Annotated in this window: 23 protein-coding genes and 1 pseudogene; 15 read left to right on the top strand and 9 right to left on the bottom strand. The window is 71.1% G+C overall.

All coding sequences use genetic code 11. From position 1 onward, the window contains the following. Positions 1–74: 74 nt before the first annotated feature. The gene (locus ABGB14_RS00680) at positions 75–578 is read left to right on the top strand and encodes a hypothetical protein (RefSeq protein WP_347641525.1); all 504 of its coding nucleotides are present in this window, start codon (positions 75–77) and stop codon (positions 576–578) included. Here ABGB14_RS00680 and ABGB14_RS00685 read toward each other — a convergent pair. Continuing rightward, positions 575–1,516, bottom strand: coding sequence for an acyl-CoA dehydrogenase family protein (locus ABGB14_RS00685; protein ID WP_347641526.1), 942 nt, complete (start codon positions 1,514–1,516; stop codon positions 575–577). The two genes, ABGB14_RS00680 and ABGB14_RS00685, sit on opposite strands and share 4 nt — an antisense overlap. Before the next feature lie 129 nt (positions 1,517–1,645). Between ABGB14_RS00685 and ABGB14_RS00690 the strand changes: the two genes are divergently transcribed. Both ABGB14_RS00690 and ABGB14_RS00695 read left to right on the top strand, forming a co-directional pair. Then, positions 1,646–2,314: a hypothetical protein gene (locus tag ABGB14_RS00690; RefSeq protein WP_347641527.1), complete on the top strand. Its 669-nt coding sequence runs from the start codon at positions 1,646–1,648 to the stop codon at positions 2,312–2,314. Positions 2,315–2,396: 82 nt separating this feature from the next. Beyond that, the gene (locus tag ABGB14_RS00695; RefSeq protein WP_347641528.1) at positions 2,397–4,142 is read left to right on the top strand and encodes a proline--tRNA ligase; all 1,746 of its coding nucleotides are present in this window, start codon (positions 2,397–2,399) and stop codon (positions 4,140–4,142) included. 72 nt (positions 4,143–4,214) lie between these two features. Here ABGB14_RS00695 and ABGB14_RS00700 read toward each other — a convergent pair. The 5 genes and pseudogenes from ABGB14_RS00700 to ABGB14_RS00720 form a co-directional block, all read right to left on the bottom strand. Continuing rightward, positions 4,215–4,799, bottom strand: a pseudogene (locus ABGB14_RS00700) (tripartite tricarboxylate transporter permease); the annotation flags it as partial. A gap of 258 nt (positions 4,800–5,057) precedes the next feature. Continuing rightward, positions 5,058–5,519, bottom strand: coding sequence for a tripartite tricarboxylate transporter permease (locus ABGB14_RS00705; RefSeq protein ID WP_347641529.1), 462 nt, complete (start codon positions 5,517–5,519; stop codon positions 5,058–5,060). A gap of 1 nt (position 5,520) precedes the next feature. Further along, positions 5,521–5,967 (bottom strand): tripartite tricarboxylate transporter TctB family protein, encoded by a 447-nt coding sequence (locus ABGB14_RS00710; protein ID WP_347641530.1) that lies wholly within the window; start codon positions 5,965–5,967, stop codon positions 5,521–5,523. Then, positions 5,964–6,953 carry a tripartite tricarboxylate transporter substrate binding protein gene (locus tag ABGB14_RS00715; RefSeq protein WP_347641531.1) on the bottom strand — a complete coding sequence of 330 codons (990 nt, stop codon included), beginning with the start codon at positions 6,951–6,953 and terminating at the stop codon, positions 5,964–5,966. Before ABGB14_RS00715 ends, ABGB14_RS00710 begins: the two co-directional genes overlap by 4 nt. Continuing rightward, on the bottom strand, positions 6,950–7,795 hold the full coding sequence (locus ABGB14_RS00720) for a PHB depolymerase family esterase (protein WP_347641532.1): 846 nt from the start codon (positions 7,793–7,795) through the stop codon (positions 6,950–6,952). The genes ABGB14_RS00715 and ABGB14_RS00720 overlap by 4 nt, the downstream gene beginning before the upstream one ends. A gap of 68 nt (positions 7,796–7,863) precedes the next feature. Here ABGB14_RS00720 and ABGB14_RS00725 point away from each other — a divergent pair, with 68 nt between their 5' ends. Next, positions 7,864–8,931 carry a DUF5937 family protein gene (locus tag ABGB14_RS00725; RefSeq protein ID WP_347641533.1) on the top strand — a complete coding sequence of 356 codons (1,068 nt, stop codon included), beginning with the start codon at positions 7,864–7,866 and terminating at the stop codon, positions 8,929–8,931. Here ABGB14_RS00725 and ABGB14_RS00730 read toward each other — a convergent pair. Continuing rightward, complete coding sequence (locus tag ABGB14_RS00730) at positions 8,908–9,378, bottom strand: ferritin-like domain-containing protein (RefSeq protein WP_347641534.1); 471 nt, start codon at positions 9,376–9,378, stop codon at positions 8,908–8,910. The genes ABGB14_RS00725 and ABGB14_RS00730 overlap by 24 nt on opposite strands. Next, entirely contained in the window at positions 9,375–9,902 is a 528-nt protein-coding gene (locus tag ABGB14_RS00735; protein ID WP_347641535.1) for a hypothetical protein, read from the bottom strand. The genes ABGB14_RS00730 and ABGB14_RS00735 overlap by 4 nt, the downstream gene beginning before the upstream one ends. A 311-nt stretch (positions 9,903–10,213) precedes the next feature. Between ABGB14_RS00735 and rimP the strand changes: the two genes are divergently transcribed. The 8 genes from rimP to truB all read left to right on the top strand — a co-directional run bounded on the left by rimP (position 10,214) and on the right by truB (position 18,006). Further along, entirely contained in the window at positions 10,214–10,699 is a 486-nt protein-coding gene (gene rimP, locus ABGB14_RS00740) for a ribosome maturation factor RimP (protein ID WP_347641536.1), read from the top strand. Between the two features lie 24 nt (positions 10,700–10,723). Then, positions 10,724–11,716, top strand: coding sequence for a transcription termination factor NusA (gene nusA, locus ABGB14_RS00745; protein ID WP_347643102.1), 993 nt, complete (start codon positions 10,724–10,726; stop codon positions 11,714–11,716). Next, positions 11,700–12,035, top strand: a complete 336-nt coding sequence (locus tag ABGB14_RS00750) for a YlxR family protein (RefSeq protein ID WP_347641537.1) — start codon at positions 11,700–11,702, stop codon at positions 12,033–12,035. Before nusA ends, ABGB14_RS00750 begins: the two co-directional genes overlap by 17 nt. Before the next feature lie 89 nt (positions 12,036–12,124). After that, the gene (gene infB / locus ABGB14_RS00755; protein WP_347641538.1) at positions 12,125–15,181 is read left to right on the top strand and encodes a translation initiation factor IF-2; all 3,057 of its coding nucleotides are present in this window, start codon (positions 12,125–12,127) and stop codon (positions 15,179–15,181) included. 120 nt (positions 15,182–15,301) lie between these two features. Continuing rightward, positions 15,302–15,598 carry a DUF503 domain-containing protein gene (locus ABGB14_RS00760; protein ID WP_347620320.1) on the top strand — a complete coding sequence of 99 codons (297 nt, stop codon included), beginning with the start codon at positions 15,302–15,304 and terminating at the stop codon, positions 15,596–15,598. Positions 15,599–15,638: 40 nt separating this feature from the next. Continuing rightward, positions 15,639–16,100, top strand: a complete 462-nt coding sequence (rbfA, locus tag ABGB14_RS00765) for a 30S ribosome-binding factor RbfA (RefSeq protein WP_347641539.1) — start codon at positions 15,639–15,641, stop codon at positions 16,098–16,100. Beyond that, positions 16,097–17,134: a bifunctional oligoribonuclease/PAP phosphatase NrnA gene (locus tag ABGB14_RS00770; protein WP_347641540.1), complete on the top strand. Its 1,038-nt coding sequence runs from the start codon at positions 16,097–16,099 to the stop codon at positions 17,132–17,134. Before rbfA ends, ABGB14_RS00770 begins: the two co-directional genes overlap by 4 nt. Next, positions 17,134–18,006, top strand: coding sequence for a tRNA pseudouridine(55) synthase TruB (gene truB, locus ABGB14_RS00775; protein ID WP_347641541.1), 873 nt, complete (start codon positions 17,134–17,136; stop codon positions 18,004–18,006). Before ABGB14_RS00770 ends, truB begins: the two co-directional genes overlap by 1 nt. Positions 18,007–18,082: 76 nt before the next feature. Here the strand turns inward: truB and ABGB14_RS00780 are convergent, their stop codons facing one another. Next, positions 18,083–19,102, bottom strand: coding sequence for an SAM-dependent methyltransferase (locus ABGB14_RS00780; RefSeq protein WP_347641542.1), 1,020 nt, complete (start codon positions 19,100–19,102; stop codon positions 18,083–18,085). Positions 19,103–19,230: 128 nt separating this feature from the next. Here ABGB14_RS00780 and ABGB14_RS00785 point away from each other — a divergent pair, with 128 nt between their 5' ends. The 3 genes from ABGB14_RS00785 to ABGB14_RS00795 all read left to right on the top strand — a co-directional run bounded on the left by ABGB14_RS00785 (position 19,231) and on the right by ABGB14_RS00795 (position 23,239). After that, the gene (locus ABGB14_RS00785; RefSeq protein ID WP_347643103.1) at positions 19,231–20,157 is read left to right on the top strand and encodes a bifunctional riboflavin kinase/FAD synthetase; all 927 of its coding nucleotides are present in this window, start codon (positions 19,231–19,233) and stop codon (positions 20,155–20,157) included. Positions 20,158–20,350: 193 nt separating this feature from the next. Continuing rightward, the gene (rpsO, locus tag ABGB14_RS00790) at positions 20,351–20,620 is read left to right on the top strand and encodes a 30S ribosomal protein S15 (protein WP_111180641.1); all 270 of its coding nucleotides are present in this window, start codon (positions 20,351–20,353) and stop codon (positions 20,618–20,620) included. Between the two features lie 285 nt (positions 20,621–20,905). After that, positions 20,906–23,239 (top strand): polyribonucleotide nucleotidyltransferase, encoded by a 2,334-nt coding sequence (locus tag ABGB14_RS00795; RefSeq protein ID WP_347641543.1) that lies wholly within the window; start codon positions 20,906–20,908, stop codon positions 23,237–23,239. Positions 23,240–23,271: the final 32 nt, after the last annotated feature.

Below are 23,271 nucleotides of genomic sequence, written 5' to 3' on the forward strand. Positions count from 1 at the left end.
GTGACCAAGCGCTCGCTTGGTAGAGCGTATCAGCGGCAAAGACTTGCGGGAAGGGCGCGGTGACGATCAGAGTGATGCCCGTGAAGCGAAAGCGCGCGCCGCGGCGGCCCAAGGACGGCGCGCTCCCCGGCCCCGGTCCCGGCAGCGGCCCCGACGCAGGCGACGACGACCTCTCGCTCACGAGCGCCCGCGGCTACGAGGCGTTCGGCCGGGTGATGGCCGCGCTCGCGACCGAGGTCGACTTCATCGAGTCGTGCCGCGACCTGACCTGGTGGCGCGGAGCCGACCACAGCTGGCACATCGAGTGGCGCGACGGCCCGTACGCCTCGGAGGTGGCCGAGCTCCTCTCAGGTCATGTCCGCGCCTCCGGCGGCTCTCTCGTCACCGAGGCGGGCCCGGGCGGCGCGGGCTCGGCCATGCTCGACGTGATGGGCGTGCGGTTCGAGTTGCGCGCGATCGACCCGATGGGCCGGGCCACCCTGCGGGCGCGGTCCGGTTTCTGGCGGCTGTCCGAGGCCCTCGACACCACCCGCCGCACCAACACCCGTCATCCGTGGGAGGAACTGCTCGGAGGCTAGGCGCCCGCGAAGACGCGAGCCGCCAGGCGGGCGCGGTGGGCCTGCGGAGGCCCGAAGAGCTGCGCGTCCGAGGTGGCGCGCTTGAGATAGCGGTGCGCCGGGTGCTCCCAGGTGATCCCGATCCCCCCGTGGACCTGGATGTTCTCGCCGGCCGCCGCCAGATAGGCCTCCGTGCAGTACGAGCCCGCGATGGCCGCGGACACCTCGTCGCGGGCCGCGGCCTCCGCCGCCGAGCAAGCCGACTCCACCAGCAGGAGCAGATCGGCCAGCTTGTGCTTGATCGCCTGGAAGGACCCGATCGGCCGCCCGAACTGCCGCCGCGCCCTGGCGTGCTCGACGGCCATCTCCAGGCAGCGCCGCGCCCCGCCCGCCTGCTCGGCGGCCAGGGCCGCGATGCCGAGGTCGCGCACGCGGGTCCACGACCCGCCGTCGCCCAGCCGGCGTGCCGGGGCCTGGTGGAAGGCGAGCCGCTGCAACGGGCGGCTCTCGTCCATCGTCGCGTACGGCTCGCGCCGCGTCGGCGCGGCCTCCACCAGCAGCCCGCCGGCATAGACGAGCACCACCTCGCCCGCCGGCGCGTACGGGACGTCGCCCGTGAGCAGGTCGCCCTCCAGTCGCAGGTCGCCGTCGCCCGGCAGCACCACGGTCGCGGTCGCCGAGCCGTCGGCGAGCGCGCTCAGCAGTTCCCCGGCCCCGCAGGCCTCGACCGCCGCGACGGCCATCACCGCCGACTGCAGGAACGGGTGGGGGGAAAGGACCCGGCCCAGCTCCCCGGCCACGGCCGCCATCTCGGCCGGGCCGCAGCCCGCGCCGCCGTGCTCCTGGGGAACGAGCAGCCCGGCGAGGCCGAGGTCGCGCGCGGCCTCCTGCCAGGACGCGCCGGGCCGGCCGGCGAGATAGGCGCGGACGGCGTCACGCAGCTCATCGGGAAGGCTCACGGACGCATCCTAACCAAGCGATTGCTTGATGGTACACCAATGACCCAATTTTGCCCTTTTTGTACGATTTCATAGTCTGGCACTGGTCATCCCTGCAATCTGCCGGGAAAGGGATGACCAGGGATGGAGATGGACACAACCACACTCGACTACGGCGACTACGCCGAATACGACCGGCGTCAGCGCAACATCGAACACCACCTGCTGGCGGCCTTCCTCGGTGGCCTGGCCGTCGGCCCCATGGGCATGCTCGTGACCGGCGAGGCCCCCGGATGGCTGGGCCAGATCTACGACCCGTACGTCTACTTCGCCCTCACCCTGGCGGTGGGCGCCACCGCCTCGGGATTCGGGTGGGCGCTGGTGACGACGTTCCTGGCGGGCCTGTCCACGCTGGTCTCGGCCATGGGCACGAGCGCCCTGCTCGGCGACGACGTCCTGGGCGCCGCCGGCGAGGCCGCGGGGGCCAACTGGACGCTCGTCCTGCTCGTCTGCCTGGGCCTGGCCGCCCACGTCACCCGCAGGGACGACGTGTGGGGCGACGTCGCGGCGGCCGCGGTCGGCGCGGCCCTCATCGCGGACGTGGCCGGCAGGGCGGTCCCCGGGCTCGTGGAGAGCGACGGCTCGTTCTGGCCGTATCCCGCGGCGGTGATCGGGCTGCTGTCCGTGGCGCTGGTGCTCGGGTTGCGCAGGAACGCGTGGGGACGGGTGCGCGCGCTGGCGATGTCGGCGGTGTTGTCGACCCTGCTCGCGGCCGGCCTGACCGGTTCGCTGGCGGGCCTGCTCCCGCTGCCGGTCTGACCGCGGGGACAACTAGCGCGGCGCGCCGCCGGAAGTCGATAGCCTGTAGTCCTTCAGAGCCGGGTTCGAGCAAGGAGTGGCCGTGTTGCTGCGCATGTCGTCGTTGTTTCTTCGCACCCTGCGGGACGACCCGGCAGACGCGGAAGTGCCGAGCCACAAGCTCCTCGTCCGCGCCGGCTACGTCCGCCGCGTGGCGCCCGGCATCTACTCCTGGCTCCCCCTCGGCAAGCTGGTGCTCGACAACATCACCAGGATCGTCCGCGAGGAGATGAACCGGATGGGCGGCCAGGAGGTGCTCTTCCCCGCCCTGCTGCCCCGCGACTACTACGAGGCGACCGGCCGCTGGACCGAATACGGTGACACGCTCTTCCGCCTGCAGGACCGCAAGGGCGCCGACTACCTGCTCGGCCCCACGCACGAGGAGCTCTTCACCGACATGGTCAAGGGCGAATACTCCTCCTACAAGGACTACCCGGTCATCCTCTACCAGATCCAGACCAAATACCGCGACGAGGCGCGGCCCAGGGCGGGCATCCTGCGCGGCCGCGAGTTCCTCATGAAGGACTCCTACTCCTTCGACCTCGACGACGACGGTCTCAAGCGCTCCTACGAGCAGCACCGCGAGACCTACATCCGCACGTTCGACCGCCTCGGCATCACCTACAAGATCGTCTTCGCGCAGTCGGGCGCGATGGGCGGCTCGGCCTCGGAGGAGTTCCTGGCGCCCACGCCCACCGGCGAGGACACGTTCGTGGCCTGCCGCGCCTGCGGCTACGCGGCCAACGCCGAGGCCGTCGTCACGCCCGCGCCCGCCGCCCGCTCCTTCGACGACGCCGCCGCGCTCCGGGTCATGGACACCCCCGACACCCCGACCATCGAGACGCTGGTCTCCTACGTCAACGAGCACCACGGCCTGTCCGTCACCGCCGCCGACACCCTCAAGAACGTCGTCGTCAAGGTGACCACGCCCGGCTCCGACAAGGCCGAGACGCTGGTCATCGGCGTGCCCGGCGACCGCGAGGTCGACTTCAAGCGCCTGGAGGCCGCCCTGGCGCCCGGCGAGCCCGCCATCTTCGAGGCCGCCGACTTCGCCAGGCACCCGGGCCTCGTACGCGGCTACATCGGCCCGCAGGTCCTGCGCGAGCTCGGCATCCGCTACCTCGTCGACCCGCGTGTCGCCGCCGGCACGTCCTGGGTGACGGGCGCCAACGAGCCCGGCAAGCACGCCGCCGACGTGGTCGCGGGGCGCGACTTCGTCCCCGACGGCACGATCGAGGCCGCCGAGGTGCGCGCCGGCGACGACTGCCCCCGCTGCGGCTCCGAGCTGTCCATCGACCACGGCATCGAGATCGGCCACATCTTCCAGCTCGGCCGCAAATACGCCGACGTGGCCGGGCTCGACGCGCTCGGCCCCGACGGCAAGCCCGTCCGCGTCACGATGGGCTCTTACGGCGTCGGCGTCTCGCGTGCCGTGGCGGTCATCGCGGAGCAACTGCACGACTCGCTCGGGCTGGTGTGGCCGCGCGAGGTCGCGCCCGCCGACGTGCACATCGTCGGCACCGGCAAGGAGAACCAGGTCGAGGCCGCGCTCGCACTGGCCGCCGAGCTGGAGTCGCGCGGCCTGCGGGTGCTGGTCGACGACCGGGCGCAGGTCTCGCCGGGAGTGAAGTTCAAGGACGCCGAGCTGCTGGGGCTGCCGACGATCGTGGTGGTCGGGCGCGGCCTGGCGCAGGGCGTGGTCGAGCTGCGCGACCGCGTCTCCGGCGAGAAGTCGGAGATCCCGCTCGCCGAGGCCGCCGACCGCGTCGTCGCCGCCGCCTCCTCCTGAGGTTCCGCCGCGGCGCCCATCCGCTCGAGGGCGGGCGCCGCGACCTGCTGGCGGCACGACGTCATGGCGCCGTCAGGCGGACGGCACGGAGGCCCTGGCGCGCCGCCGTACGATCGCGGGCCCGATCAGGCACGCCGCCGCCACGAGCAGGATCGCCAGCGACACCGGCCGCGTGACGAACACCGAAGGGTCGCCCTCGCTGAACGCCAGCGCCCTCCTGAACTGCACCTCCATCAACGGCCCCAGCACCGCCCCCAGGATGAGCGGCGCCACCGGATACCGCGCCCGGTGCAGCACCCACCCCAGCAACCCGAACCCGTACGCCACCAGCACCTCGAACACGCTCTGCGAGATCGAGTAGACCCCCAGCGTGGCGAAGGTGAGGATGGCCGCCGTCAGCAGCGCGGCGGGCACGCTGAGCAGCTTCACCCACACCCGGATCAGCGGCAGGTTGAGCACGAGCAGCATCACGTTGCCGAGATAGAGGCTCGCGATCAGCGTCCACACCAGCACCGGCTGCTGGTCGAAGAGCCGCGGCCCCGGCTGCACGTCGTAGATCTGGAACGCGATCAACAGCACGCTCGCCGTGGCCGAGGTCGGGATGCCCAGCGTGAGCAGCGGCACCAGCACCCCGGAGAACGCCGCGTTGTTGGCGGCCTCGGGGCCGTCGAGTCCCCATCAGCGAGGTGACCGTCACGAAGGCGAGCACCATGGTGACTCCTCCGCTCCCTGAAGGAAGCGGCTTCTCGCCCCGCTTACGCGAGAGACGACGGCCAAGCCCTGACCGATGCCCGAAAGCACAAGCACCATCCTATCCGCAGGAGGCGACGGTGTCCGAGGTTCTGCCACAGAACGCCCGGGCCTTGGTGGCCCACCCGCTCCCGATTCCCCCATCGCCTGAAGGCGACGGTCCCCTCAGGAGGCTCTAATGGAGAGGTACTCGGCCGGCTGGATGAGCTTGGCGATGTTCGACATGCCGGGAGCCAGGAAGGTGATGACGACCGTGGAGATCGTGCCGGCCACGAACGACCCGATGGCCGCCGTCGCCAGCGCCGCCCCCGCCCGGCCGCGCCTGGCCATGGGATAGCCCTCCAGCGTCGTGGGGATGGAGGCCGTCTCGCCGGGGATGTTGAGGAGGATGGCGGTGGTCGAGCCGCCGTACATGCCGCCGTAGTAGATGCCGGCGAACATCACGAACGCCCCGACCGGGTCGAACACGAACGTCAGCGGCAGCAGCAGCGCGATGGTCGTGGCGGGCCCGAGCCCCGGCAGCACGCCCACCAGCGTGCCGACGGTGACGCCGAGGACGGCGAGCAGCAGGTTCTGCAGGCTCAGCGCGTGAGCGAACCCGTCGAGCAGGTTGCCGAGCACGTCCATCTCAGATCGCCAATCTGACCAAGCCGGGCGGCAGCGTGATGCCGAGCAGCCGGTCGAACAGGAAGTACGTGGCCAGCGCCAGCACCAGCCCCACGAGCACGTCGCGCAGCGGCCTCCTGCTGCCCAGAACCCTGGCCACGACCGCGAAGAACACGGTCGTGGCCTGCCAGTAGCCGGCGGGGACCAGGGCCAGGGCGTAGCCCGCCAGCGCCGCCACCAGCAGGAGCACCGACGGCCAGTGCGTCTCCTCCTCGGCGTCCTGCGGGCCGGCCCTGAACGCCTGGACGACCCCGATCAAGGACACCACCGCCAGCCCGCCGCCGACCAGCAGCGGGAACGCCCGCGGCCCCACGGCCTGGTAACCCTCGCCCTGCGGGATCGCGAAGGCCTGGACCAGCACGACCACGGCCGCGAGCAGGAAGCCGGCGGAGACGATCCGCTGCGTCACGTGCCGAGCCCCAGCTCGCCCAGGATGGAGGTGACCTGCGTGCGCTGCTCGGCCAGCACCTTGCCGAACTCGTCGCCCGGCTTCCAGTCCTCGGTCCAGTTGTTGCGCTCCAGCACCTTCTTCCAGCACGAGGTCTTGCGCACCTCGTCGAGCAGGCCGATCACCTCCTGCTGCTGCTCCTCGGTCAGCCCGGCGGGCGCGAGCACGCCGGCCAGCGTGGAGACCGCCTCGTCGCCTAGGCCGAGCTCCTTCATCGTGGGCGCGTCGAGGCCGGGGACCCGCTGCTCGGCATCGACGGACAGCGCCCGCAGCTCGCCCGCCTCGATCTGCGCGCCCAGCTCCGCGACCGTGTCGATGCCGGCCGTCGCCGCCCCGCTGAGCAGCAGGTTCATGGACTCGCCGCCACCCGCGGTGGGCACGAAGTTGATCTCCTTGGCGGCGACGCCACGCTGCTTGGCCAGCCCCGCCACCGTCATCTGGCCGGGCCCGCCGAGCGAGCCGCCGGTCCACTTGACGCTGCGGGGCCTGGCCTCCATCGCGTCGAGCAGCGCCTCCAGATCCTTATACGGCGACTTCGCCGGCACCACGATGGCGCTCGGGCCCCGGCTCAGCCCGGCCACGGGGGTGAGCTCGGACAGGTCCACCGGTGACTTGTTGCTCACGATGCCGCCCAGCATGGTCACGCTGTCCATGACCATGAGCTGGTACGGGTCGCCCTTGTGCTTGGCGAACTGCGCCAGCCCGATGGTGCCGCCCGCGCCGGGCACGTTCGTCACCGTGGCGTCCACGTCGGCCACCTCGCACTCGCCGAGCGCGCCGGCGATGCCGCGTGCCCGCGTGTCCCAGCCGCCGCCAGGGCTGCCCGGCGCCATGATCGACAGGGCCTTGCTCGGATAGGCGGCCCCGGCGTCGGCGCTCTCGCCGCCCACGGCGCAGCCGCTGAGGGTCACGGCCGCCGCGACGGCGGCCAGCAGCTTGATCTTCATGATGACTCCCGGGGGGTGAGGATCGAGGCGAAGAAGTCCTTGACCGGTTCGAGCACGCGCATCGGCTGGTGGCCGACGCCAGGCACGACGTCGAACCGCACGCTGATGCCGTGGGCCTCGAAGTTGTCGCGCAGGGCCGTGAGCCGGTCGACGCGGGTGACGCCGTGGGCGTCGGCGCCGTCCATCCAGTTGCTGTCGCCCTGGTTGTTGATCTCCCAGGTCTCCACGTCGGCGCTGCCCACGACCATCTGCACCGGCACGTCGCGCAGTTCGTCCACCCTGGGCGGGCAGCCGAACTCCTCCTCGAACCCCTTCAGCCCGATCCACCAGGGGCTGGTGTGGTCGATGTACGTTATCCGCCCCGGCGCACCAATGGACAATCCGGACAGCCGGTCGGGATGCAGGTAGCCGAACCGGTGCACGAACTGGCCGCCACCGGAGAATCCATGCAGCAGGAACCGTTCCGCCGCCACGTTGAAGCGCTCGGCGACCTCGTCCACCATGGCCAGCAGGACGCGGTCGAAGCGGATGTCCCCGTACCGGATGAACTTGAAGGCATGCAGGTCGTGCGGGTCCTCGATGCCGGCGGGGAAGAGCGGGGCGAGCACCAGGCAGCCGTGCTCCTCGGCCCACCCGGCGAAGTTGTCGCGATACTGCGGGCCGCGCCGGCCGGTCCCGTGCTGCAGGACCACCATCGGCAGGGGAGCGCCGTCCGGGTCGTGCGCGGACGGCACGTACAGGCAGTACGAGAACCGCTGGTCGAACTTCGACGCGAACACGGTCGTGGCGCCCGCCGAGTAGAAGGCGGTCGGATGCTTGACCACATGCAATGCCTCAGTCATGAGGCGACAGCCTGGGTAAACGCCGGGTCACCCGCAAGGAGATTGACGCGTACGCGGTAATGTGCAGGGTGGCCGTCACGCTGTTCCTCGACTCATCCGCCACCGAATCCATCGTGGTGCGGCGCTCGCCACTGGCCGAGCTGTGCGCCTGCCTGCACGCGTTCGACGAGCCAGGGCACCATCCCGCCAGCGCCGCCTGGGTCGCCAGGGCGCACCGCGACCTGCCCGACGGGCTGCTTGCGGCGGCGGCCGCCTGGGCGCCGCTGTGGGGGGCCTTCCGCGCCCGCTACCTGCTGCCGCTGTCCGCCACGCCCAAGCGCACCCTGGACGGCGAGCTGCGGGAGGTGGCCGACCTGCCCATCGGCGACTTCACCGCGATGACCGTGCAGGCCCTGATCGGCAAGAACGACACCGAGCTGGTGCCGCTGCTCGGCGACGAGGAACTGAACCGGATGCGGCTGATCTCCACCAGCCGCGTGGAGATCGGCGCCAGGCTGCGCGCCGACCCCGAAGGGTTCCGTGAAGAGCTGCTCGCCTTCCTCACCCGCTTCGCCGCCGCGGTGTTCGACGCCGAATGGCCGTCGCTGCGCCAGGCGATCGACCACGACGGCGCGCTGCGCACGCGTGATCTGCGCACGCGCGGGCCGCTGGCCCTGGCCGACCTCCCGACCGCCACCGCGACCAGGACCGCGTCGGGGTCGTTGCGGATCGTGTTCGGCAAGCTCTACAGCGCCACCGCCCGGGTGGACGCCGGGCGTCCCTGCCTGATCGTGCCGACCGTCCACGGGCGGCCGCACCTCGTGATCAAGCACTTTCCCGGCCATCCCGTGGTCATCCAGTACAGCGCCGGCACCTCTCCCGCTCCGACCCTGGAGACGGCCAGGCGCCGGCTCGCCGCCCTGCAGGACCCGACGAGGCTGCGGCTCTGCTACGCGATCCTGCGCAACCCGGTCGCCACCGCCGAGCTGGCCACCCAGCTCGGCATGACCGCGCCGCAGGTCTCCAGGCACCTGCGCAGGCTCAGGGAGGCCGAGCTCGTCCACACCCACCGGCGCGGCTCGGTCGTCTACTACCAGCTCGACGCGGCCGCCGTCGAGCGACTCGGACCCGACCTACTCTCCGTCCTGTACCGGTGAGGACGAGGGCGACGGCGTCGCCGGCGGCGGCGCCGGCATGCCGGGGAACGCCGAGGGCTGGGCGGGGCGGAAGGCGTAGGAGCGGGTCACGGCCTCCTGCATGGCCAGCGCGGCGTAGCGGCGCAGCGCGTCGTCCTGCGCCGCGGCCAGTTCGAGGTAGGCGGCCGTGACGCCGCTCTCCAGGTGCACCGCCAGCTTGGCGGCCTGCGCGGCGTCGGACGGGACGAACGGCAGCGCGTAGGAGGCGTCGGGCTCGGCGGGCTTGCCGCCCCGGGAGATGATGTAGCCGCGCAACTGGTCGCGGCTCGCCCGGTGGGCCTTGAAGGCGGCGGTCATCCTGTCGCGCAACGACCCCGACGTGCGCGCGCCGAGCAGCCCGTACGCGAACAGCGCGGCGTGCTCGGCCGTCAGCGCCCTGCGCAGCTTCTCGATGTCGCCCGCGTTCACAACGACCTCGGCAGGGCGGCGGCGTGGGCCGCCTCGCAGGCGCCGATGCTGGCGATCAGCTGGGCCATCCCCGGTGACAGGCCGGCGAGCTGGCGGGCGCGCCGCGCCGCCGCCTTCCGCTCCAGCGAGCGCAGCCGGGACAGCGTGGGTTTCTCCGGCCTGGCACGTGCGGACGGCGACCCGCCCGGTGACTGGGCCGGTGACTGGCCCGGCGACTGGGCCGGCGACTGGGCCGGTGACCCGCTCGGGGCCGCGGAGCCTGGAGGCACGTGCTTGCGCAGCGTGTCGACGTGCGCCTGATGCCGGTCGCGGAACGGCACGAGCTTCCGCGCGCCGTCGGCGATCAGCGACGAATAGAGCGCGATCGTGCCCTCCTTCTCCGCGATCAGCCCTTTCACCAGCACCGTCTCCGGCGAGTCGGACGGCGGCGCGGACGGTTGCGAAGGGCCGGAGGCGCTGCACGCGGTGAGAGCGGCCGCTCCGCCCGCCAGCAGGGCACGCCGGGAGAGCTGACGCGGGCGCACGACTTTGACCTCCCACTGTTCACGGAGCGGACGGACGAGAAACCTGCTCATCGGCCCGCCGCTCAACCGCCGTGCCGCGCTGATGCCGTGGCGGCAGCCCGCCTGGCGGCTTTCTCGTCGGTAGCATCGTACGGGCTGGCACCCGGGATCGTTGTCAGGCGACGCTCCGCCATTCGAGCACGACGAGTGGCGCTCTTTTCGTGCCTCCGTACGGATAGGGTGTCAACTGTCGCCGCTGGCCGAGCGGCCAGGCGGCGGAGAGCCAGGGGCGAGGTCCGCCCGGCTGAGACATGACAATAGGGGAGGTCGATATGGGCAGCGCATCATCCCGCGACCACCTGATGAAGCTCCTTGAGCCCGTGGTCAGCGCGGAGGGCCTCGATCTGGAGGACGTCACGATCACGCAGGCCGGCAAGAGACGGCTGCTGCGCGTGATCGTCGACCGCGACGGCGGGGTGAGCCTCGACGACGTCGCCGACGTGAGCCAGGCGGTCTCCGCGGCCCTGGACGACATCGACGCCATGGGCCAGGCCGCCTACACGCTCGAGGTCTCCTCGCCCGGCGTCGACCGCCCGCTCACCGAGCCGCGTCACTGGCGGCGCGCCGCCAAGCGGCTGGTGAAGGCCGAGATGAGAGACGGCTCCGTGGTGGAGGGCCGCATCCTGGCGGCAGACGCCGGCGGCGTCGACCTCGACGTCGCGGGCGCCGCGCGCCGGCTTGATTACGAAGACCTGGCCCGGGGACGGGTACAAGTGGAGTTCCGCCGGATCGACGACGTCGACGGCGACGAAGGCTAAGGGGGAGCCGTCGTGGACATCGACATGAGCGTCCTGCGCAGCCTCGAACGGGAGAAGGACATCTCCTTCGACCTGGTCGTCAAGGCGATCGAGGACGCGCTGCTGATCGCCTACTTCCGCACCGACGGCGCCGCCTCCAAGGCGCGTGCCGAGCTCGACAGGCAGAGCGGTCACGTCACGATCTGGGCCGGCGAGATCGACGATGAAGGCGAGATCGTCAGGGAATATGACGACACGCCCAGCAATTTCAGCAGGATCGCCGCCACCACCGCCAAGCAGGTCATCCTGCAGCAGCTGCGCGACGCCGAAGACGAGATCAACTTCGGCGAGTTCGCCAGCCGCGAGGGCGAGCTGGTCTCCGGCGTCATCCAGCAGGGCAAGGATCCGCGCGTGGTGCTGGTCGACCTCGGCAAGATCGAGGCCGTGCTGCCCCACGCCGAGCAGGTCCCCGGCGAGGAATACGTGCACGGCGAGCGCATCCGCGCCTACGTGGTGCAGGTGAAGAAGGGCCACAAGGGCCCGTCGGTCACCCTGTCGCGCACGCATCCCGGGCTGGTGAAGAAGCTGTTCGCGCTCGAGGTGCCGGAGATCGCCGACGGCACCGTGGAGATCGCCGCGGTGGCGCGCGAGGCAGGCCACCGTACGAAGATCGCGGTCAGGTCCCGCAAGCCCGGCGTCAACGCCAAGGGCGCGTGCATCGGCCCGATGGGGTCACGGGTCCGTAACGTGATGACTGAGCTTCACGGCGAGAAGATCGACATCATTGACTGGTCGGAGGATCCGGGCGAATTCGTGGGGAATGCCCTGTCTCCCGCACGCGTTTCCCACGTTGAAGTTCTCGATCTCGACGGGCGTGTGGCGCGTGTGACCGTTCCCGACTACCAGCTCTCGCTGGCCATCGGCAAAGAGGGGCAGAATGCCCGGCTTGCCGCGCGACTGACAGGATGGCGGATCGACATCCGTCCCGACACCCAAGCCGAGGATGCCGCCGGTTCCGTAGATGCGTCGACACGGTAAGCTGGAATATGGTGGCCTGGCCGCCCCACAGCGCACCTGTGTGGGCTGCAGGGTTCGCACGGCTAAGTCCGAGCTGCTCCGCCTGGTGCGGGTCGAGGACCACGTGGTTCCCGACCTGCGAGGACGGCTCCCCGGGCGTGGTGCATCGCTGCATCCGTCCGTGAGCTGTCTGGAGCTTGCCGAGCGTCGCCGAGCGTTTCCGCGCGCGTTCCGCGTGCCGGGACCGCTTGACGTCTCGCGCGTGCGGGCGCACCTGGAAGGAGAACCACGAAATGTCATGGAGGACGCCGAGTTGATGGGCGGAGTCAGATTGCTATGAGCGCCTGATGAGCACGCGGCGATGAAGACGTCAAGGTAGCGACGGTCCGGACGGCACAGCCAGCCTCCCGGGCCGAGTAAGGGAGTGCAGTGGCGAAGGTCCGGGTATACGAGCTCGCTAAGGAGTTCGGCGTAGAGAGCAAGGTCGTCATGGCCAAGCTCCAAGAGATGGGAGAGTTCGTCCGTTCGGCGTCCTCGACCATCGAAGCGCCGGTGGTCCGCAGGCTCACCGAAGCTCTGGGCGCATCCAAGGGTGGGCCCTCCAGAGGCGGCGGTCAGCCGTCCAGCAAACCGCAGCCCCCGAGGGCTGCCCCCCGGCCGGCCGAAGGCCAGGCCGGTAACGGCGCGCAGGCGCCGTCCCCCTCACCGCGTCCGGGTCCCAAGCCCGGTCCGCGTCCGGGCCCCGCGGGCGGCGCACAGCCGCGTCCGCCGGTGCCCATGCCGCACCAGCCGCAGCAGCCCGAGGCGGCGCGCGGCGAGTCCAGCGCACCGCAGGCACGTTTCGAGAGCGGCGCGCCCGCCCGTCCCGGCCCGCGGCCGGGTCCGGCGGCCCGCCCGGGTCCCAAGCCCGGTCCCGCGCCCCGTCCCGGGCCCGGAGGTGGCGGCTCCCCGCAGGCGCCGCGTCCAGGCGGTCAGTCCGGCGGCGGCCCGCGTCCCGGTCCGGGTCCCAAGCCCGGTCCGCGTGGTCCGCGTCCCGGCAACAACCCGTTCTCTTCCAACGCCAGCGGCATGGGCCAGTCCCGTCCGCCGCGTCCGGGAGGCAACCGCGACGGCGGCGGCCCCGGCCAGCGCGAGCGCCGTGACGGCCCGCCGCGCGACGGCGCGATCCCGCGTCCGCCGCAGGGCCGTGGCGGTGGCGAGGGCAGGCCCGGCGCCGCTGGCCCGCGTCCCGGTCCGCCCGCGGGCGGACCGCGTCCCGGTCCCGGTGCGGGCGGTCCCCGTCCTGGGGGTCCGCGCCCCAACCCGATGATGATGCCGCAGGGCCGTCCTGCCGGCCCCGGTGGTGGCGGCGGTGGCCGTCCCGGCGGTGGCGGCGGCGGTGGCGGCCGTCCGGGCGGCGGTGGCCGTCCCGGCGGTGGCGGCGGCGGTCGTCCCGGCGGCGGTGGCGGCGGCTACGCCGGCCGTCCCGGTGGCGGCGGTGCCGGTCCGCGCACCGGCACCGGCGGTCCCGGCGGCTTCGGCGGCCGGCCTGGTGGCGGCGGTCGCGGTCGTGGCGGCGGCACCGCGGGAGCCTTCGGGCGTCCCGGCGGCCGTCCTGCGCGTGGCCGCAAGTCCAAGCGGCAGAGGCGCCAGGAGTTCGACAACATGTCGGCGCCCGCGATCGGCGGCGTGCAGGTCGCTCGCGGCAACGGCGCGACGATCCGCCTGCCGCGGGGCGCGTCGCTGTCCGACTTCGCCGACCGCATCGGCGCCAACCCCGCCGCGCTCGTGCAGATCATGCTGCACCTCGGCGAGATGGTGACGGCGACGCAGTCGGTCAACGAGGAGACGCTGCAGCTGCTCGGCGCCGAGCTCGACTACAACATCCAGGTCGTCAGCCCGGAGGAGGAGGACCGCGAGCTTCTCGAGGCCTTCGACATCGAGTTCGGCGAGGACGAGGGCGATGAGGCCGACCTGGCCGCGCGCCCGCCGGTCGTGACCGTCATGGGTCACGTCGACCACGGTAAGACGAAGCTGCTCGACGCCATCCGCAAGACCAACGTGGTGGCGCGCGAGGCGGGTGGCATCACCCAGCACATCGGCGCTTACCAGGTCTCCGCCGAGCACGAGGGTGAAGACCGCAAGATCACCTTCATCGACACCCCGGGTCACGAGGCGTTCACCGCCATGCGTGCCCGAGGCGCCAAGTCCACCGACATCGCGGTGCTGGTGGTCGCGGCCGACGACGGCGTGAAGCCGCAGACGATCGAGGCGCTCAACCACGCCCAAGCGGCCGAGGTGCCGGTCGTGGTCGCGGTCAACAAGGTCGACAAGGAGGGCGCCGACCCCAACAAGGTGCGCGCCCAGCTCACCGAATACGGCCTGGTGGCGGAGGAATACGGAGGCTCGACGCTCTTCGTCGACATTTCGGCGAAGAACGGCACGGGCATCGAGCAGCTCCTCGAGGCCATCCTGCTGACCGCGGACGCCGAGCTCGACCTGCGGGCCAACCCGTCGATGGACGCTCAGGGCATCGCGATCGAGGCGCACCTCGACCGTGGCCGTGGCCCCGTCGCGACCGTCCTGGTCCAGCGCGGCACGCTGCGGGTGGGCGACTCGATCGTGTGCGGCGAGGCCTTCGGCCGCGTCCGCGCCCTGCTCGACGACACCGGTGAGCCGGTCGAGGAGGCCACGCCGTCCCGTCCGGTCCTGGTGATGGGTCTGACGGCGGTGCCGAGCGCCGGTGACAACTTCATCGTCGTCACCGACGACCGGATGGCGCGGCAGATCGCCCAGCAGCGCGCGGCGCGCAAGCGCAGCGCCGACATGGCGAAGTCGAGCCGTCGCCGCAGCCTCGAGGACATCTTCAAGGACCTCGAGAAGGGCAGCGTCGACGAGCTCAAGCTCATCATCAAGGGCGACGTGTCCGGTTCGGTGGAGGCCCTGGAAGACGCCCTGCTCAAGATCGACGTCGGCGACGAGGTCAGGCTCCGTGTCCTGCACCGCGCGGTCGGCGCGATCACCGAGTACGACGTCAACCTGGCCGTCGCCGACGACAACGCGGTCATCATCGGCTTCAACGTCCGCCCCGAGCCCCGGGCGCGCGACCTGGCCGAGCGCGAGGGCGTCGACATCCGCTACTACTCGGTCATCTACCAGGCGATCGAGGAGATCGAAGCGGCGCTCAAGGGCATGCTCAAGCCCGAGTTCGAAGAGGCCCAGCTGGGCACCGCCGAGGTCCGCGAGATCTTCAAGGTGCCGAAGATCGGCAACATCGCCGGTTCGCTGGTCCGCTCCGGCGTGATCGTCCGCAACAGCAAGGCCAGGGTGATCCGCGATGGCGTCGTCATCGCCGACAACCTGACCGTCTCGTCCCTGCGTCGCTTCAAGGATGACGCGACCGAGGTCCGTGAGGGCTTCGAGTGCGGCATCGGGATCGGCTACAACGATCTGCGGGTCGACGACGTGATCGAGACGTTCGAGATGCGGGAGAAGCCGCGCGCGTGACGCACGGCCGGGCGCCCGGCGGGACATCCGCCGGGCGCTTCTCGCACGCCCTGGCCTGGTCCCCACCGCAGCAGGCCGGTCGTGCGTTCACCCCACCAGGACAAGCGGTGGTTGCCAACGATGTATGTGGGTGCCTTGACCCTGGACATCCTGCTCGGCGACGTGCGCTCGCTGAAGCAGAAGCGTTCCGCCGTACGCCCGTTGATCGCCGAGGTCCAGCGCCGTTATCCCGGCGTGGCGGTGGCTGAGACAGGCCATCTCGACCTGCACCGCAGGGCGGAAATCGGCATCGCGGTGGTCTCCGCCTCAGCGGGAAACTGCAACGAGGTGCTGGACGCCTGCGAGCGGTTGGTGGCCTTCCGCCCTGAGATCGAGCTGCTGTCGGCCCGGCACCGGCTCTACACCGACGAAGATTGAACGACTGCACGGCCAGGTCGTGCGTGAGGGGGAGCGAACCATGGTGGATGCCGCACGAGCGCGCAAGCTCGCCGACCGCATCCAGCAGATCGTCGCCGAGATGCTGGAGCGCCGGATCAAGGATCCGCGCCTGGGCTTCGTCACCGTGACCGACACGCGCATCACCGCTGACCTGCGTGAGGCGACGGTGTTCTACACGGTGTTCGGCTCGGAGGCCGAGCGGGCCGACAGCGCCGCGGCCCTCGAGAGCGCCAAGGGCATCATCCGCTCCGAGGTGGGACGCCAGACCGGCGTCCGCTTCACCCCCACGCTGACGTTCAAGCACGACCCGCTGCCCGACAGCGCGCGCCAGCTCGACGATCTCATCAACGCCGCCAGGGCGCGCGACGCCGAGGTGGCGCGGCAGGCCCAGAGCGCCACCTACGCGGGCGAGGCCGACCCCTACCGCAAGCCTGAAGAGGGCCAAGACGGGGGTGCTGCTGGCAGGGACGACCTGGCGTGACGCCCGACGTACGCGACAGGGCGGAGCCGCCCCGGGTCAACGGGCGGCCGCCGGACGAGTGCGCGGTCCCCGAGGCCGCGTGGAGCCGGGCGCTGCACCTGATCCGGGAGGCCGACGAGGTGGCGATGGCCTGCCACGTGACCCCCGACGGCGACGCGCTCGGCTCGATGCTGGCCGTGGCGTTCACGCTGCGTTCGATGGGCAAGCGGGTGGTGACGTCGTTCGGCGACCACCATTTCGTGGTGCCGCGGCTGCTGCGGTTCCTGCCGGGGCAGGAGATGCTGGTGCCGCCGGAGGAGTTCCCCGAATCCCCCGATCTGATGATCACGTTCGACTCGTCGACGTTCCAGCGGCTGGGGCTCCTGGGCGCCAGCACCGCCAGGGCCCGTGAGGTCATCGTGGTCGACCACCACCCCTCCAACGAGGGCGAGTTCGGCACGCTCAGCCTCATCGACTCCGCGGCCGCGGCCACGGCCATGCTGGCCGAGGAGCTGATCTACCGGCTCGGCGGGCAGCTCGACCGTGACATCGCCACCTGCCTGTACGCGGGTCTCGTGACCGACACCGGATCGTTCCGCTACTCCACGACCACGCCCGCCGTGCACCACATGGCGGCCAGGCTGGTCGCCACCGGGCTGCGCACCGACGAGATCGCCCGTGAGCTGTGGGACCGTTCCCCCTTCGGCTATCTCAAGGTGCTGGCGGGGGCGCTGGAGCGGGTGACGCTGGAGGACGGGCTCGTATGGACGTACGTGTCGCAGGTCGACCGGGCCGCGTACGGGCTGCCCTACTCCGAGCTCGAAGGCGTCATCGACATCCTGCGGCGCACCGACGAGGCCGAGGTCTCGGTGGTGCTCAAGGAGGACGACCAGGGCTACTGGCAGGTGTCCACCCGCTCCAAGGGCAATGTCGACGTGGCCGCCGTGTGCGCGGCGCTGGGCGGCGGCGGTCACCACAACGCGGCCGGCTACACCTCCCAGGACAGCGTTGAGGACACGATGGTGAAGTTCCGGCGAGAGCTGAGGAAGGCCTGATGGCCCAGAGCGGTCTGATCATCGTCGACAAGGCGGGCGGCTGGACCTCCCACGACGTGGTGGCAAAGATGCGGCGCGTCGCGGGCACCCGCCGCGTGGGGCACGCGGGCACGCTCGACCCGATGGCGACGGGCGTGCTGGTGGTCGGCGTGGAGAAGGCGACCAGGCTGCTCGGCCATCTGGCGCTGACGGAGAAGGTCTACGAAGCCACGATCAGGCTCGGCGTGAGCACCAACACCGACGACGCCGAGGGCGAGGTCACCGCCGCGGTCCCGGCCTCCGGCGTCACCGCGGCCGAGATCCACAAGGGCGTCGCGGCGCTGACGGGCGCGATCATGCAGATCCCGCCGCAGGTCAGTGCGATCAAGGTGGACGGGCAGCGGGCCTACAAGAAGGCGCGCGCGGGCGAGGCGGTCGAGCTGCAGGCCAGGCCGGTGACGGTGAGCGCGTTCGAGGTGCTGGACATCAGAGCAGGCGAGGAGGTCGTGGACGTCGACGCGGTCGTCACCTGCTCCAGCGGCACCTACATCCGCGCGCTGGCCCGCGACCTCGGGGCGGAGCTCGGCGTCGGAGGCCACCTGACGCGGTTGCGGCGCACCCGGGTGGGCCCCTACGACCTGTCGCTGGCCAGGACGGTCGAGCAGCTCGCCGAGGAGTGCGAGATCCTGCCGATCGGCGCGGCGGTCGCGGCAGCCTTCCCGCGCAGGGACGTCACCGCGGAGGAGGCACGCGTGATCGGGCACGGCGGCCGGCTGCCCGCCGCGGGGCTCGGCGCGGGCCCTATCGGCGTGTTCGGGCCGGACGGCGCGCTGCTCGCGCTCGTGGAGGAGCGGGGCGCGCTCGCCAAGCCGATCGCCGTCTTCGCGGGATGAGCGCGGTCAGCCGAATCGCCGTCTTCGCGGGGTGAGCCCGGTCAGCCGGCTCGCCGTCTTCACGGGGCGAGCGGGGTCAGCCGGGTTTGCGGGCGACGATGATGTCACGCACGATCGCCTGGTCGACCCAGTGCTCGAAGTCGGGATAGTCCATCACGTCCAGGCCGGCGCCGGCGAGGACCTTGGCCAGCTCGGCGCGCTTGCCACCGTAGGTGTTCCAGGCGATGCCCATCGCGCCGCCGGGGCGCAGCAGCTCGGCCCAGCCGGGCACGGCCCTGCTCAGCAGCTCCATGGGGCTGCGCGACAACCCGCCGCCGCCCTTGCTGCCGTGCTGGACGCCGTAGGGGGCGTCGGTCGCCACGACGTCGAACGAGCGCGGCTTGAAGAACTCGCGGCTCTTGAGGGTGTCGGCGTTGACCACGGTCAGGCGCTGTACGTCGCCGGCCTTGAACGCCTCTTTCGACAGGCCGAACGTGATGTTGAGCCGCCGCCCGGCCAGCGCCCGCTCGCGGCGCACCGGCACGGTCTCCGCGGTGTGCTTGAGCCGCTTGTTGCGCAGCCAGGTCTTGATGAAACCGGCGTAGGCCTCGAAGTCCTTGCCGTCGACGTCGAGGCCGTAGGCGTCGCAGCCGTACATGAGGGCCTGGTTGAGGGTCGTGCCGCGGCCGCACATCGGGTCGAACACCGCCAGCCGCTCGCCCAGCCCCTTGCTGGTGGCCAGTGCGGTGACGTTGAGCAGCAGCTTGGTGAAGTGTTCGTTGGTCTTGCCGGCGTATTTCTGGATGGTGATCAGGTCGCTGCTGAGCCGATCGAGCGGGCGCGCGGTCAGCGGCCTGAGCAACTCTCCCTCCACGCCGAACAGGGCGTAGCAGGAGGAGAGGTTCGACAGCAGCGAGAGGTGCGGCTCCGCCAGCGGCTCCGCCGTCTCGAACGTCACGTAGGGGACACCGCCGATGACGGTCTCGTCGCCGGCCGACACCTGGCCGCCGAGGCCGCGCGCGCCGAAGACGGCCAGCTCGTTGCGGGTCAGCCGGACAGAGCTCTCGGCGTAGACCCGGTTGAAGGCAGGCAGGATCAGGAGCGCGTAACGAGGCACGAGGCCCGATCCTATCCGCTGGCGGAGGAAGGACGCCGGGACGGATCGGCGCGGTTACCAACCCCCTGGGTTGCGGAGGACCGCGACGCGCATGGCAGGCTTGGGTGCGGTTGATCCGTGACGAGCGAATGGGGCCTGGCGTGCAGGGTTCGGGAAGGCTTGTCGTCACCATCGGCGTGTTCGACGGGGTGCACCGCGGGCACCGGCGGGTGATCGAGCGCGCGGTGGCCATCGCCCGCGAGCGAGGGCTGCGGAGCGTCGCCGTCACCTTCGAGCCGCATCCCGAGGAGGTCGTGCGACCGGGGTCGCACCCGCCCCGGCTCACCAGCCTGCGGCGCAGGGGTGAGCTGCTGGCCGGGCTGGGGATCGACGAGGTCGACGTGGTGGAGTTCACCCTCGAGCTGCAGCGGACCAGCCCCGACGACTTCGTCCAGAGCGTGGCGGCCGAGCGGCTGCGGGCCGCGGTCGTGGTCGTGGGGGAGGACTTCGTGTTCGGGCACGAAGCCAGCGGAGACGTTCAGACATTGCGGACGATGGGCGATAAATACGATTTCGAGGTGGAGGCCGTGCCCCTGCTCGACGGCGTCTCCTCGACCGCCATCCGCGAACTGCTCGTGACCGGCGACGTCGAGGGCGCGAGAGAGCGGCTCGGGCGGCCGCACCGCGTGGAGGGCGTGGTCGTGCGGGGCTACCAGCGGGGGCGGCAACTCGGTTTCCCGACCGCCAACGTGGAGACGCCTCCGCACACCGCGATCCCGGCCGACGGGGTCTACGCCGGCTGGCTGGAGTGCGTGCCCGTCGCCAACCTGCCCGCCCTCTACGAGGGCGAGCGGTGGCCGGCGGCGATCTCGGTCGGCACCAATCCGACGTTCGAGGGCGTGCCGCGCACCGTCGAGGCGTACGCGCTCGACCGCGACGACCTGGAGCTGTACGGCGCGCACGTCGCGGTCGAGTTCGCGGCGCGGTTGCGTGGCAACACCCGCTTCGAGTCGATCGAGACGCTGATCGCCCAGATCCACGCCGACGTCGAGGCCACCCGGAGGATCACCGGCTGACCTCTGACCCGGCCTCCGCATGTCCCGCGCCGCGTGTCCCGACGACCCTGCACAAGGTGGTAACCTTGCATGTCGGCTCTGTAGCGGCGGTGCTGCGCGCTGCCCATGAAGGCCTTCACGCGGCGACTGTAGGCACGCACGGTCGTTCGCACACTCACATCAATCGTGCGTGCCCGTAGCTCAAAGGAGAGCCGTGTCCCTCGACACCGCTGCCAAGAAGTCCATCATCAGTGAATATGCGACGGTCGAGGGCGACACCGGGTCGCCCGAGGTTCAGATCGCCCTGCTGAGCAAGCGCATCAGCGAGCTCACCGAGCACCTGAAGACGCACAAGCACGACCACCACAGCCGTCGTGGCCTGCTGCTGCTCGTCGGCCGCCGCCGCCGCCTGCTGAAATACCTGCAGAAGGTCGACATCCAGCGCTACCGTTCGCTCATCGAGCGGCTCGGCCTGCGCCGATAGCATGAAAGGGAGCGGCGTCCGCGCCGCTCCCTTCGCATATGGCCGCAGCCATATGTCCGGGCGCCTGGCGTCACACGCCTCCCGCGCCCGGCGTACAACTGAAGATCCGAGACACACAGCCCCCGCGTCCGCTCAGCACCATGCGACCCGCGACGCCTGCGGGCCGGTCCTCGGTAGTGGCTTCCGGTAGGAAAGACCGGGCGCTTCGATCGAAGACCGGCGCTGCACCTAACGAGGGTGCCGGTGAGAAAAGGGCGCGGGAGACCGACCACAAGGAGGTCCCCCGTGGAGGGTGTCCACACAGCTGAAGCCGTCATAGACAACGGTTCGTTCGGCACGCGCACGATCCGGTTCGAGACCGGTCGCATCGCACGCCAGGCGGCGGGTTCCGCCGTCGCCTACCTCGACAACGACACGATGGTGCTCTCGGCCACCACCGCGTCCAAGTCGCCCAAGGAGAACTTCGACTTCTTCCCGCTCACGGTCGACGTCGAAGAGCGCATGTACGCCGCGGGCCGCATCCCCGGCTCGTTCTTCCGCCGTGAGGGCCGTCCTTCCGAGGACGCCATCCTCACCTGCCGCCTGATCGACCGGCCGCTGCGCCCGTCCTTCGTCAAAGGGCTGCGCAACGAGATCCAGGTCGTCGCCACCGTGATGGCGCTCAACCCCGACCACCTCTACGACGTGGTGGCGATCAACGCCGCGTCGCTGTCCACCCAGCTCGCCGGCCTGCCGTTCTCCGGCCCGATCGGCGGCGTGCGCGTCGCGCTGATCGACGGCCAGTGGGTGGCGTTCCCGACCCACCACGAGCTGGAGCGGGCCACGTTCGACATGGTCGTGGCGGGCCGCGTGCTCGCCGACGGCGATGTCGCGATCATGATGGTCGAGGCCGAGTCCACGAAGGACACGCTCAAGCTGGTCGCCGAGGGTGCCGTGGCGCCGACCGAGGAGACCGTCGCCCAGGGCCTCGACGCCGCCAAGCCGTTCATCAAGGTGCTCTGCGAGGCGCAGTCGCGCATCGCGCGGGTCGCGGCCAAGGAGACGGCCGAATACCCGGTCTTCCTCGACTACCAGGACGACGTCTACGACGCGGTCGAGGCCGCGGTGAAGACCGAGCTGGCCGCCGCGCTGACCATCGCCGGCAAGCAGGAGCGCGAGAACGAGCTCGACAAGGTCAAGGCGCTGGCCGCCGAGAAGCTCCTGCCCGAGTTCGAGGGGCGCGAGAAGGAGATCTCCGCCGCGTTCCGCTCGGTGATGAAGAAGCTCATGCGCGAGCGGGTCATCAAGGAGGGCGTCCGCATCGACGGCCGCGGCACCAAGGACATCCGCGCCCTGTCGGCCGAGGTGCACGTGGTGCCCCGGGTGCACGGCTCGGCGCTGTTCGAGCGCGGCGAGACGCAGATCCTGGGCATCACCACGCTCAACATGCTGCGCATGGAGCAGGTCATCGACACGCTCAACCCCGAGCGGACCAAGCGCTACATGCACAACTACAACTTCCCCCCCTACTCCACCGGCGAGACCGGCCGCGTGGGCTCGCCCAAGCGCCGCGAGATCGGCCACGGCGCGCTCGCCGAGCGGGCGCTGATCCCCGTGCTGCCCACGCGCGAGGAGTTCCCGTACGCCATCCGCCAGGTCTCCGAGGCGCTCGGCTCCAACGGCTCCACCTCGATGGGCTCGGTCTGCGCCTCCACGATGGCGCTGCTCGACGCCGGCGTGCCGCTCAAGGAGATGGTCGCGGGCATCGCGATGGGCCTGATCGGCGAGGGTGACGCCTACGTCACGCTGACCGACATCCTCGGCGCGGAAGACGCCATGGGCGACATGGACTTCAAGGTCGCCGGCACCAAGGACGTCATCACCGCGCTCCAGCTCGACACCAAGCTCGACGGCATCCCCGCCTCGGTGCTGGCCGGCGCGCTCAAGCAGGCCAAGGGCGCCCGCCTGGCGATCCTCGACGTGATGCAGGAGGCGATCGACTCCCCGGCGGAGATGAACCCGACCGCGCCGCGCATCATCACCATCAAGGTCCCGGTCGACAAGATCGGCGAGGTCATCGGCCCGAAGGGCAAGATGATCAACCAGATCCAGGACGACACGGGCGCCGAGATCACCATCGAGGACGACGGCACCATCTACATCGGCGCCACCGACGGCCCGTCCGCCGAGGCGGCCCGTTCGGCGATCAACGCCATCGCCAACCCGCACATGCCGGAGGTGGGCGAGCGTTACCTGGGCACGGTCGTCAAGATCGCGGCCTTCGGCGCGTTCATCTCGCTGATGCCCGGCAAGGACGGCCTGCTGCACGTCTCCCAGATCCGCAAGCTGCACGGCGGCAAGCGCATCGAGAACGTCGAAGACGTGATGAGCGTCGGCGAGAAGATCCAGGTGGAGATCGCCGAGATCGACGGCCGGGGCAAGCTCTCCCTGGTGCCGGTCGAGGTCATCGAGCGGGAGGCCGCCGAGAAGGAGGCGAAGGCCGACTCCGGGTCCGCCGAGGGCGGCGACGCCGCTCCTGAGCAGCCCGCGCCGGCCGCCGACGAGCGGTCCGAGCGGCCCCGCCGCACCCGCACCCGCGTGCGCAGCAGCCGTACCGAGGGGGACGACCGCAACTCGTGAGCGAGCTCAGCCAGGCAACCATCGTCAACGGC

The sequence above is a fragment of the Nonomuraea sp. B10E15 genome (genome assembly GCF_039871615.1).
Classification (GTDB): domain Bacteria; phylum Actinomycetota; class Actinomycetes; order Streptosporangiales; family Streptosporangiaceae; genus Nonomuraea.